Annotated in this window: 12 protein-coding genes; 7 read left to right on the top strand and 5 right to left on the bottom strand. The window is 46.2% G+C overall.

The window, feature by feature from the left end:
* Window positions 1-65 precede the first annotated feature (65 nt).
* Both KIV40_RS20315 and KIV40_RS20310 read left to right on the top strand, forming a co-directional pair.
* Window positions 66-212, top strand: a complete 147-nt coding sequence (locus KIV40_RS20315) for a hypothetical protein (protein ID WP_285351000.1) — start codon at window positions 66-68, stop codon at window positions 210-212.
* 414 nt (window positions 213-626) lie between these two features.
* The gene (locus tag KIV40_RS20310) at window positions 627-1,466 is read left to right on the top strand and encodes a hypothetical protein (protein ID WP_285350999.1); all 840 of its coding nucleotides are present in this window, start codon (window positions 627-629) and stop codon (window positions 1,464-1,466) included.
* Window positions 1,467-1,649: 183 nt separating this feature from the next.
* Here KIV40_RS20310 and groL read toward each other — a convergent pair whose 3' ends face one another.
* Window positions 1,650-3,296: a chaperonin GroEL gene (gene groL / locus KIV40_RS20305; protein ID WP_005425042.1), complete on the bottom strand. Its 1,647-nt coding sequence runs from the start codon at window positions 3,294-3,296 to the stop codon at window positions 1,650-1,652.
* 74 nt (window positions 3,297-3,370) lie between these two features.
* Complete coding sequence (locus KIV40_RS20300) at window positions 3,371-3,661, bottom strand: co-chaperone GroES (protein WP_005381516.1); 291 nt, start codon at window positions 3,659-3,661, stop codon at window positions 3,371-3,373.
* 229 nt (window positions 3,662-3,890) lie between these two features.
* Here KIV40_RS20300 and KIV40_RS20295 point away from each other — a divergent pair, with 229 nt between their 5' ends.
* Complete coding sequence (locus KIV40_RS20295; protein ID WP_103412608.1) at window positions 3,891-5,270, top strand: MATE family efflux transporter; 1,380 nt, start codon at window positions 3,891-3,893, stop codon at window positions 5,268-5,270.
* Window positions 5,271-5,358: 88 nt separating this feature from the next.
* Here the strand turns inward: KIV40_RS20295 and pfkA are convergent, their stop codons facing one another.
* The 3 genes from pfkA to KIV40_RS20280 all read right to left on the bottom strand — a co-directional run bounded on the left by pfkA (window position 5,359) and on the right by KIV40_RS20280 (window position 8,148).
* Window positions 5,359-6,321 (bottom strand): 6-phosphofructokinase, encoded by a 963-nt coding sequence (pfkA, locus tag KIV40_RS20290; protein WP_005425040.1) that lies wholly within the window; start codon window positions 6,319-6,321, stop codon window positions 5,359-5,361.
* A gap of 285 nt (window positions 6,322-6,606) precedes the next feature.
* Window positions 6,607-7,515, bottom strand: coding sequence for a CDF family cation-efflux transporter FieF (fieF, locus tag KIV40_RS20285; RefSeq protein WP_045370297.1), 909 nt, complete (start codon window positions 7,513-7,515; stop codon window positions 6,607-6,609).
* A gap of 123 nt (window positions 7,516-7,638) precedes the next feature.
* Complete coding sequence (locus KIV40_RS20280) at window positions 7,639-8,148, bottom strand: CpxP family protein (protein ID WP_005530907.1); 510 nt, start codon at window positions 8,146-8,148, stop codon at window positions 7,639-7,641.
* Between the two features lie 190 nt (window positions 8,149-8,338).
* Between KIV40_RS20280 and KIV40_RS20275 the strand changes: the two genes are divergently transcribed.
* From KIV40_RS20275 to trmL, 4 genes are all read left to right on the top strand, one after another.
* Window positions 8,339-9,028 carry a response regulator gene (locus KIV40_RS20275; RefSeq protein ID WP_285350996.1) on the top strand — a complete coding sequence of 230 codons (690 nt, stop codon included), beginning with the start codon at window positions 8,339-8,341 and terminating at the stop codon, window positions 9,026-9,028.
* On the top strand, window positions 9,028-10,431 hold the full coding sequence (gene cpxA, locus KIV40_RS20270; protein WP_228176103.1) for an envelope stress sensor histidine kinase CpxA: 1,404 nt from the start codon (window positions 9,028-9,030) through the stop codon (window positions 10,429-10,431). The genes KIV40_RS20275 and cpxA overlap by 1 nt, the downstream gene beginning before the upstream one ends.
* A 72-nt stretch (window positions 10,432-10,503) precedes the next feature.
* Window positions 10,504-11,112 carry a superoxide dismutase gene (locus KIV40_RS20265; protein ID WP_012126506.1) on the top strand — a complete coding sequence of 203 codons (609 nt, stop codon included), beginning with the start codon at window positions 10,504-10,506 and terminating at the stop codon, window positions 11,110-11,112.
* A gap of 133 nt (window positions 11,113-11,245) precedes the next feature.
* Window positions 11,246-11,725: a tRNA (uridine(34)/cytosine(34)/5-carboxymethylaminomethyluridine(34)-2'-O)-methyltransferase TrmL gene (trmL, locus tag KIV40_RS20260; protein WP_105068832.1), complete on the top strand. Its 480-nt coding sequence runs from the start codon at window positions 11,246-11,248 to the stop codon at window positions 11,723-11,725.
* Window positions 11,726-11,895: the final 170 nt, after the last annotated feature.

The following is an 11,895-nucleotide window of genomic DNA, read 5'->3' as shown; positions in this document are numbered from 1 at the left end:
AAATACGCATAAGCTGGCGTACGCTGCAATCCCACGATAAATAAAAGCTAAAAAGGATTGAATAAATGACTAACTCAGTTGGTATTCTTGAAGTCTGCAAATGCGGTGAATGCGGTCACAAAAACAAAGGTAAAACCATTGATTTATGGTCTCTTTGTGAGGTTTGCTGGAGTCACCTAGTGCCTGATGAAGAGCTAGAAGAATACGCATAAAATTTCAACTTTTTTAAAACACATATTTTGTGTAAGTAATGGGACGACGCAATCGTTAAGCAGTGTCTGCACCCCGCACCCTCCCCCCCTAGGGTCGTCCCTAAAAGAACCTCAAGGTATTGTTAGTGTTTGTGGTGACTGTACCACTTGGTTAACCCTTGAGGTTATGTGTCTTGATGGTGATTATTTGTAGTGGTTATTACCGCTTGGAAGTCACTAGGCGAGGTCTTAATTCGTAGTCAAATAGCCAACTTTAACTACCTCCAAATCAATTGAACCTGACGCAACAAACCCTTATGTAGTAAGGCTTTAAGGTCATTATTTGAGGTGACATTAAGGTATACACCTTGTGTTTACCCCTACATTGGTGTATATCCCTGACTTCTAATAACTGCTAAAGGGACTACAGACCACTTGAACAAGACAACAGAGACTAGACGTATCACTATAAGCTTAATCAACGGAGAAGATAAACGATACCAAATCAGAGAGACTGAGGGGGCTACACACGGAGAAAAGGTAAGCCAAGCCCAAGCATCTAAGAACCACATCAAAGCTATCATCAAAGCCCTTACGGATAACCCTAGACTACGCTTGCCAAACATAGAGGTAGTTGAAGACCCTAGTAACCCCAAACAGTACATAATTGTTGATGGTTTCCACAGATACAATGCGTATTCTTATATCTTCAAGCAGAGTAAAGGGAAACGTTACAAGCAAATAAAGGTCACAGTACACACACAAGGGGTCTCAGTAGAGCGTTACCTTTCTATCAATACAGAGCATCACGCACTATCACTTACAGCCAATCAACGCACAGAGCAGCAATGGTTAGAGTTCTTGTCTCTACAGACCACAGAGCCAACTTTGAGCATTAAGCAAACCTCCGAGCGTTTAGGTCTAGCCACATCAACCGTCAGCAACTGGCGTAAAGAGGTTAAGGAGTATAAAGATAAAGGCTTTTTTAATAGCAGAAGCGGTATAGCTCAAAGTCCTATAGGTTTTCCTTTCCTAGCAGCCTGTAGAGCAGCCATTAAAGAAGAAAGTAGTATCGGTAGTTATGAGGATAGAGAAACGCTCACAGAGAAGGATAAAGAGCTTTTAGAGGCAATCTTAAAACAGGCTCTCAAAGCTGATAACCCCGATAACCTAAAAGCATTTGTTGACCAGTTTTGGAGAGAGAACCCTAAGCACGTTCCTTATGATATGCCTGTGGCTGACCTTGATCCTACTGATGAGGATGACGGCTTTTAAGGTAGTTGAGGCTACCAAGTGGTTAAACTCAGTAGCCTCTGAGGGGCAAGCTAGATAGACTTCAATCAGTCATAAATTAGACTGTATTTCGAGATATAAAACGTGATACATTCCGTTCTACAAAACGTGTCACACCACAACCTAACTCTTTGTTTTTATTGGATTATATTTTGGGTCTGATGATTACATCATGCCGCCCATACCACCCATACCGCCCATACCACCCATGTCAGGCATACCTGCGCCGTCTTTTTGTGGTAGGTCAGTAACCATCGCTTCAGTTGTGATCATTAGACCTGCTACTGATGCTGCGAATTGTAGTGCGCTACGAGTTACTTTAGTTGGATCTAGGATACCCATCTCTAGCATGTCGCCGTATTCGCCTGTTGCTGCGTTGTAGCCGTAAGAACCTTCACCCGCTTTCACATTGTTCGCTACTACTGACTCTTCGTCACCTGCGTTCTTCGTGATTTGACGGATTGGTGCTTCCATTGCACGTAGTGCAACGCGGATACCAACGTTTTGCTCTTCGTTGTCGCCTTCTAGGTCAACAATCTTAGATGCCGCACGGATCAGCGCAACACCACCACCAGCAACAACGCCTTCTTCAACCGCTGCACGAGTCGCGTGTAGCGCGTCTTCTACGCGGTCTTTCTTCTCTTTCATTTCAACTTCAGTTGCTGCACCAACTTTGATTACTGCAACACCGCCTGCTAGCTTAGCAACGCGCTCTTGTAGTTTCTCTTTGTCGTAGTCTGAAGTTGCATCTTCGATTTGCTGACGGATTTGAGCAACACGACCTTGGATCATTGCTTCTTCACCCATGCCATCGATGATGGTTGTGTTTTCTTTTGTGATTGCAACGCGCTTCGCTTGACCTAGGTCTTCTAGTGCTACTTTTTCTAGCTCTAGACCTACTTCTTCAGAAATCACGATACCGCCCGTTAGGATAGCGATGTCTTGTAGCATTGCTTTACGACGGTCACCGAAACCAGGTGCTTTTACTGCTGCTACTTTAACGATGCCACGCATGTTGTTCACAACTAGTGTTGCTAGTGCTTCACCTTCTACGTCTTCAGCGATGATCAGTAGTGGGCGAGATGCTTTTGCTACTGCTTCTAGTGCTGGAAGAAGTTCACGGATGTTCGATACTTTCTTATCGATCAGAAGGATGAATGGGTTTTCTAGCTCAACGCTGCCTGCTTCTTGGTTGTTGATGAAGTAAGGAGATAGGTAACCGCGGTCGAACTGCATACCTTCTACTACGTCTAGCTCATCTTGTAGTGCTTGACCTTCTTCAACAGTGATAACACCGTCGCGGCCAACTTTTTCCATTGCTTCAGCAATGATGTTACCTACGCTTGAGTCAGAGTTCGCAGAGATAGTACCAACCTGTGCGATTGCTTTAGTGTCGTTACACTCAACAGATAGCTCTTTTAGTTGCTCAACCGCTGCGATAACTGCTTTGTCGATACCGCGCTTAAGGTCCATTGGGTTCATACCCGCTGCAACTGCTTTTAGACCTTCGTTTACGATTGCTTGCGCTAGTACGGTTGCTGTTGTTGTACCGTCACCCGCTGCGTCGTTTGCTTTAGACGCAACTTCTTTAACCATTTGTGCGCCCATGTTCTGGAATTTGTCTTCCAGTTCAATTTCACGCGCTACTGATACACCATCTTTAGTGATCGTTGGTGCACCAAAAGATTTGTCTAGAACTACGTTACGACCTTTAGGACCCAGTGTTACTTTTACTGCGTCAGCTAGAACGTTTACGCCTTCTAGCATTTTAACTCGTGCGTCATTACCAAATTTAACGTCTTTAGCAGCCATCTTTGATTTCCTTTCTAAATTCTGTTTTCGATTTCGTTTTTGAATCTGAGCAAAAAATTACTCAATGATTGCTATTACTCAACGATCGCCATGATGTCGTTTTCAGACATTACTAGCACTTCTTTACCGTCGATTTTTTCAGTCTTAGTGCCGTAGCCTTCAGCGAAGATAACGGTATCACCAACTTTAACGTCCAATGGTAGCACTGTGCCGTTTTCTAGGATGCGGCCTTTACCTACAGCTAGAACAACACCACGTGTCGATTTTTCCGCAGCAGAACCAGTTAGAACGATGCCACCCGCTGACTTTGATTCAACTTCTTTACGTTCTACGATAACTCGGTCATGTAATGGACGAATGTTCATCGGTCGTCTCTCCTGAAAGTTTCCATGTTTATTTGATAATTGCCCGCTCTGGGGCACGTGATCTGTATATAAGGGGCAAACCCAGCGATCCCAAGGGGTAGACGTGAATTTTTTGTGACTTAGTTAAAATAACCAGCAGCCAAGCAACGGTTTGCGCGCGAAATGCTCACTCGCCGAGGCAACGGCTTTCTTGTATCCTTGCACTTCCCTCACCAGATAGACGTCAAAAATGCTGGAAAAGAACAAGCCGGACAATCAGGCCCAAGACAAACATGGTTTGCTGACCGCGCCCATTCCCGACACATTACGCAAAATGACCATCCCGATGACGATGGGCATGATCGCGATTTTGATGTTTAACTTGGTCGATACCTTTTTCATCTCGCTATTGGGTACCGAAGCGCTGGCGGCGATCAGTTATACCTTCCCAGTGACCTTTGCAGTGAACTGCATCACCATGGGGATTGGGATGGGTCTGTCGACCAATATCGGCCGCTTGCTTGGCCAAGGGCAGTCTTCCCAAGCCGCTCGTTTTACCAGTCATGGCTTACTACTTGCCGTTGCTCTAGTCACTATCGCTTCGACATTGGGCTTCTTTACTATCGAACCTTTGTTTAGCTTCCTAGGCGCAAAAGAAGACTCCATCCCACTGATTGAGCAGTATATGCAGGTTTGGTATTTGACCATTCCTCTGTTAGTGATTCCAATGGCGGGCAACAGTGCCATTCGAGCCACAGGTGACACCAAAACTCCTGCGAAGATCATGATGCTCGCAGGGCTGATTAACGGCATTCTCGACCCTTTACTGATCTTTGGCTATGGCCCTTTCCCTGAGCTCGGCATTCAAGGCGCCGCGATTGCTAGTGCATTCAGTTGGTTTGGTGCGTTATGCGGTTCTTTCTATGTATTGATCAAACGCGAAAAACTGCTTGCCGCACCGCAATGGTCGCTCATCAAACAAGACTGGCAGCAAACACTTAAGATAGGCACACCCGCCGCCCTATCGAATGCCATGACGCCACTATCTGGGGCAATTCTGATGATGATACTTTCCAGTCACGGTACCGCAGCGGTGGCCGCTTATGGCGCGGCGCAGCGTATTGAGTCAATTTTGATTCTGGTGCTGATGTCCCTTACCTCTGCACTCACCCCGTTTATGGCGCAAAACTTTGGTGCCAATAACCCTGCAAGAGCATTCGCAGGCTGGTTCATCAGTATGCGCTTTGCGGTGGTGTTTCAAGGCTTTATCTTCTTGATGATGGTGCCTCTCAGTATTCCTCTCGCCGCGCTGTTCTCCCAAGAAACGGCAGTAAAAGACTTGCTGTGGCATTACCTTTTAGTCGTGCCATTTAGCTATGGTTTCCAAGGCATTGTGATGATGTTAGTCAGTGGCTATAACGCGATGCACAAACCGCTGCGAGCCTTCCAATGGAGCTTTATGCGCTTATTTGTCTTCACTTTGCCTGCGGCATGGATTGGCAGCCAACTGTACAGCATCGAAGGTTTATTTATTGGTATTGCACTGGGCAACATACTGGGTGGATTACTGGGTTATCTGTTCGCTCTACGTGAGCGTCGCTTAGCATTAACTGAACCATCAGGTTCTTAATCCAGAAACGCCAACCTAACTGAATGTTAGATAATAAAAAACCGCGGATGACCGCGGTTTTTTTTGATTTTGACTTTATCAAACTGGCTTAGAATAGCTCTTCAGCAACTTGGTATAGGTCGTTGCGTACTGGACGCTTCATGTTCTCGATTGCATCGATGATGTCGTGGTGAACCAGTTGCTCTTTCACGATACCAACACAACGGCCGCCGTGGCCTTCCATTAGTAGGTGAACGGCGTAGTTACCCATGCGAGATGCTAAAACACGGTCGAATGCTGTTGGACGACCACCACGCTGGATGTGACCAAGAACCGTTGCGCGAGTTTCACGACCAGTCGCCGCCTCAATCTCTTTCGCTAGTTCGTTTGCATCCATCATCAGTTCAGTTAGCGCGATGATTGCGTGTTTCTTACCTTTCGAGATGCCATCTTGGATGTTGCTGATTAGCTTCTCTTTATCTAGACCAGTTTCTGGAGTAATGATGTACTCACAGCCACCTGCGATTGCAGACATCAGAGTCAGGTCACCACAGTGACGACCCATGATTTCTACGATAGAAATACGCTGGTGAGAAGAAGACGTGTCGCGTAGACGGTCGATTGCATCGATAACTGTGTTTAGCGCTGTTAGGTAACCGATTGTGTAATCTGTACCTGCGATGTCGTTATCGATTGTGCCTGGTAGACCGATACATGGGTAACCCATTTCAGTCAGCTTCTTAGCACCCATGTAAGAACCGTCACCACCGATAACAACTAGTGCATCGATACCGTGTTTTTTCAGGTTCTCAATCGCTTGTTCGCGTACTTCCACTTCCTTAAATTCAGGGAAGCGAGCAGAGCCTAGGAATGTACCACCTTTGTTGATCACATCTGAAACGCTAGAACGATCTAGCTTCTCGATGCGGCCTTCGTATAGACCTAGGTAGCCATCGTAAACACCGTAAACTTCCAATCCCTCAGATAGTGCTGTACGAACTACGCCGCGTACTGCAGCGTTCATACCAGGTGCGTCACCGCCACTTGTTAAAACACCGATCTTCTTAATCATGCTCACCCTCGATCTTTGGCAATCAATTTATTTAATTTTCTTCTAGGCCCCTTGTTACCAAGCAACCTGCATAATCCAGAACTGTGCGTTATGTTACATTTCCTCTACAGGAATACCAATGAAAACACACTTTTTTATGTAACTTTTCTACTTATGTAAGAGTATTACAGTTTCTCTTTGCAACTTCGTTGATTCACATCAGGATCACGATTCTTAATAAGTAGTGATGGAAAGATAGCCAATAAGCGCCTGTTTGTCGTCAGACACCGTCTGATTTTTCGACCGCTACCAATCTTGCGCCTTCTGCTCTTTCTCTGGCCCAAACACAACCGACAATGGATCTTGGTGGATCAATACGTCCGCCTCAGGGAAAAGAGCCAGCAAATTGTCTTCTACTTTATCGGCAATATGATGTGCTTCGATCAAACGTAAATTGTCATCTAATTCTAGGTGTAACTGGATAAAACGCGTTGGACCAGACATACGCGTACGCAACTGATGCACACCTAATACCCCTTTCACTTTCAAGCACTCTGAGCGGATTTGTTCTAGTTCTTCATCAGGCAATTTTCTGTCTAACAAGGTCTGAATCGCTTCGCTGACCATCTTGAAAGCGCTGTACAAAATAAAGATACCAATACCAATCGCGAAAACAGCATCGGCTTGAGTGACACCAAAGTAGCTTAGCCCCAATGCCACCATTATGGCGCCATTCATATATAAGTCAGTTTGGTAATGCAGTGAGTCGGCGGCGATCGCCTGACTGCCCGTAACACGCACCACATGCTTTTGGAACATCACAAGTCCAAAGGTCACCACCATAGCGAATAGAGAGACGTAAACACCGAGCTCTGGGGCATTGAGTTCATGTGGACGGAAGAAGCGTTCGATACCATTAAGAATCAAGAACACGGCAGAACCCGAGATAAACATGGCTTGCGCCAAGGCCGCTAAAGACTCTGCTTTACCGTGACCAAATGTATGCTCTCTGTCGGCAGGTTGTAAGGAATAGCGCACCACAATAAGGTTTACTACCGATGCCGCGATATCCAGCATCGAGTCGATTAAGGATGCAAGTAGACTGACCGAGCCAGTGACCCACCAAGTGATGACTTTAACAATCAAAAGAAGTGTCGCGACAATAGTAGCCGTCCAAGCAGCCGTCGTGACTAAACGTGCGTATTGCTGTTTCATAATCAAATAGTTAACTCAAACCTTGTTTTGAGTATACCTTGAGAATCATGTAATGAGTATGAAATCGCCGAGAGCAAAAAGAGGCAGCACTCTGGCTACCTCTTTCATTTGATTTATTAGCAATTAGCTTTCATGGTGCTTCTTAGTAAGCTTTTTGAACTTCTCACCACACTCTTGATGACGTTCTTTCTGTAGCTCAACGTATTTTGTTTTTTGCTCAGGAGTCAGAACACTCAGCATTTGGTGCTTCTTCTCTAGCATCGCAACGCGTCGTTCTGTCTGTTTCTCAACCATCTCTTTCGCTAGGTCATTCGCTGCGGCTTCATCAAAGTTATCAGCCAATAGCAGTGCTTGAACCTTTTCGTGGTGCGCTTGACGCTCAGCCATACGTGCTTCTTTACCATCCGCGAATTTCGCTTTCATTGCCGCTTTGTTCGCTTGACGCATTTCTTTTAGTTGGTCTTTTTGTGCATCCGTTAGGTCTAGTTGACGCATAATGCCACGATCCATACCTTTACCGCAGTCTCCATGGCCACCTTTGTGGTCTTTACCGCCGAATGCGAATGCACTCGCTGTACCTAAAGTTAGAGGTAGAACAACAGCCGCTAGTACTAATTTCTTTGCAGTTTTCATAATGAGATTCCTTACACAGGTTAGTGATTCTTCTGAGCTGTTCTCACAGCGCTTGAGTGTAGAATACGACCTGCTAGGTAAAGCGACGTATAGAGAGCGTAAAGAATCGTAAAGAGTGCTTTTTACACTCATCTTTGCTCATCATTAGCATGTAATATTAAAGCGACCAGATTGATAAACAGGAACTGAAATGGCGAAGATTCTTTTGATTGATGACGACACCGAACTAACCAGCCTACTGAAAGAAGTGCTGGGCTTTGAAGGTTTTGACGTCACGGAAGCAAATGATGGCGAAGCTGGCCTAGCAGCGATAAATAGCGAGATCGATCTTATCTTGCTCGACGTCATGATGCCGAAACTCAATGGAATGGAAACTCTAAAGCGCCTGCGAGAAAACTGGGAAACGCCAGTCCTTATGCTAACGGCGAAAGGCGAAGAGATAGACCGCGTTATCGGCCTAGAGCTTGGCGCCGATGATTACCTACCTAAACCATTTAGTGACCGCGAATTGCTGGCACGCATCCGTGCGATTTTGCGTCGTACCAGCAGCACTCAAAAGAGCAGCAAAAACAGCGACTACATTGAGTACCAAGAAATCAAACTCTACCCGGGTAAGCAAGAAGCCTATTGCGACAATGCTTTAATGGACTTAACCACCACAGAGTTCGCCCTTCTAACCCACTTTGTGCAAAACCCAGGGCAAGTGTTGACCAAAGAAGCACTGAGTCTCGATGTACTTGGCAAGCGCCTTGCAGCCTTTGACCGCGCGATCGATATGCACGTGTCCAACCTACGGAAGAAACTGCCAGATCAGAGTAACGGTAAGCCACGCATTAAAACCCTACGAGGGCGCGGCTACATGTTGATTGAGGAGGATTAATGCGAGCACCACGCTTCAAACTACCGAAGATAAACAGCTTGTATGGACGCATCTTTGCCATCTTCTGGTTCACCATGTTTTTGGTTCTGATGGCTGTGCTGTCACTACCTCATCTTGATCCACGGAAAGCGCGCGACATTCCAAAAGAGCATTATCAACGTATGCTTGAAATACGTGACGGTATTGAGAAGAAGTATCGCAACCAAGATAACCTCGGCAAAATCTTATTTAGCCTTGAAGGACAACGACGCAGCAAGCATGATCCGCGTCCGCGCATCTTCTTTTCCGATCACGAAGGGAATGTGCTGAGCACCTCGAGCCACAAAGACTTTAAGCTTCGTGCACTGCAAAACTTTGTCACCAGCATTGAAGATCAATCACAGCCGAAACAAAAACTCTACGGTCGCTACATGATTGCAGGCCCTGTGCCGATCAACATCGCCAATTCTGACCTGTTGATGTACGTCGGCTTTAAATGGAATGAACCACCACCGATCATGCTGCGTCTGTTTGACCACCCATTGCAATTGCTCCTCGCCGTCATGTTGGTAAGTACACCACTATTGTTATGGTTAGCATGGGCATTGAGCCAACCAGCTCGAAGATTGGAAACCGCGGCACAGCGTGTGGCCAAAGGTGAGTTTGTTATCGACCCGAACCTAGAAAAAGGCACAACGGAGTTTCGCCAAGCGGGTACCAGCTTTAACCAAATGGTTGAAGCGGTGAATCAGATGATTTCTGGTCAGCAACGTTTACTTTCAGATATCTCACATGAGCTGCGATCACCTCTGACTCGTCTGCGCATGGCAAGTGCTTTAGCAACTCGTAAGCAAGGTGAAAGCCCAGAGCTAACTCGCATTGATACCGAAGCTCAGCGTTTAGAACAGATGATTGCTGAACTGCTTGAACTATCACGTATGCAAGTAAACAGTCATATGACGCGTGAGACTCAGCCAATTGCCAGTCTGTGGGAAGAGATCATCAAAGACGCGCAGTTCGAAGCCGAACAAATGGGTAAAAGCCTCAGCTACTCTGCCTTGCCTGATCGCAGTATCTCGGGGAACCCTAAACTGTTGATGAGCGCGGTAGAGAACATCATCCGCAACGCGATTTACTATGGTAAAGACGAAGTGAAGATCGACATTCAGGATTCATTTGACACTCTCAGCATTGTGGTCGATGACAATGGTGAAGGCGTTCCTGAAGAAGAGCTGGAAGCGATTTTCCGTCCTTTCTATCGGGTATCGACCGCGCGCGATCGCCACTCAGGAGGCACAGGCTTAGGCTTAACCATTACCGAAAGTGCTATCCGCCAGCACAGTGGCGTGATCATCGCAAGTCGCAGTCCATTGGATGGTTTACGTGTCACCATCACCCTGCCATTGATCGGCGCGGGCAAATAACCCCACAAAGATCAAAGTTGATAATGATTTTCATTAACATTAAAGTAAATCCTCCATTTAGGAGGATTTACAATGGCGCATATTTTCCCAGAGCTTCCATACCGCTACGACGCGTTAGAGCCGTACATCGATGCGAAAACCATGGAAGTTCACTACAGCAAACATCATAAGACTTATTACGATAAATTTATGGCTGCCATTCAAGGCAGTGATCTCGAGACTCAGACCCTCGATGACATCTTCGCTTGCATTTCTCGACACAGCCCGGCAATTCGCAACAACGGTGGCGGCTATTACAACCACATCATTTACTGGAACTGCATGTCACCCAATGGTGGCGGTGAACCTCAAGGTGCTCTAGCACAAGCCATCAACGATAAGTTTGGCAATTTCCAGACATTCAAAGACGAGTTCGCACAAGCAGCTATCAATACTTTTGGCTCTGGCTTCGCTTGGCTAATCGTAAAAGATAGTGAGATTCACATTACCTCCACCAGCAACCAAGACAACCCATTAATGGATGTAGCCGTCCAACAAGGTGAGCCTATCCTAGCATTGGATGTATGGGAGCACGCTTACTACATCAGCTACCAAAACCGTCGTCCTGAATACATCGACGCATGGTGGAATGTGGTCAACTGGCGAGCGGTAGAAGAGAGCTATGCTCGCGCATTAGGTTAACTCTCTTTCTCGAGCGGGCGACAAGGTTCACCGAAATGCTCTCTTCTATACCCAGTCATTGTGCTGAATCTCGCTTCTCATGGTGACTTGGGTATATACTGCTCGCCTGTTTTGACCAATCTAATTCAATACCATGTTTGATATCGCTCTATACGAACCAGAAATCGCGCCGAACACCGGCAACATCATTCGCCTGTGTGCTAACTGTGGTGCGAATCTCCACCTGATTGAGCCACTCGGTTTTGATCTAGAAGAGAAGAAAGTCCGCCGCGCAGGTTTGGATTACCACGATTTGGCTCGCGTGACGCGTCATAAAGATTATCAAGCATTCTTGGAATACTTAGAGAAAGAGAAACAAGGCAACTACCGCCTGTTTGCATGTACGACAAAGACCACAGGTCATCACGTCGATGCAAAATACCAAGAAGGCGATGTTTTGATGTTTGGTCCAGAAACACGTGGCCTGCCAACAGACGTAATTGATAGCCTGCCAATGGAGCAACGTATCCGTATTCCAATGATGCCAGACGCTCGTAGCCTAAACCTATCTAACGCTGTTGCTATCATTGCGTTTGAAGCGTGGCGTCAAATGGGTTTTGAAGGCGCAATGTAAGCGCAGCAAACTACAGATATCAAAAAGGGCGCTATATGCCTGTCTCTTGTATCCCTAACAGCGGTTGGCAGTTAGGGACGCAAAATTCTATGCAGCAGTGAGAGGTGTGTCAAGAAATATACGGATCTTTTTTGTTCAATTAGGACAATTAATCCGTAAAGCTCAATCGA

It is taken from the genome of Vibrio sp. D173a (assembly GCF_030248475.1).
The sequence above is the reverse complement of the archived record's forward strand: the minus strand, read 5'-3'. Positions and strand labels throughout refer to the sequence as shown.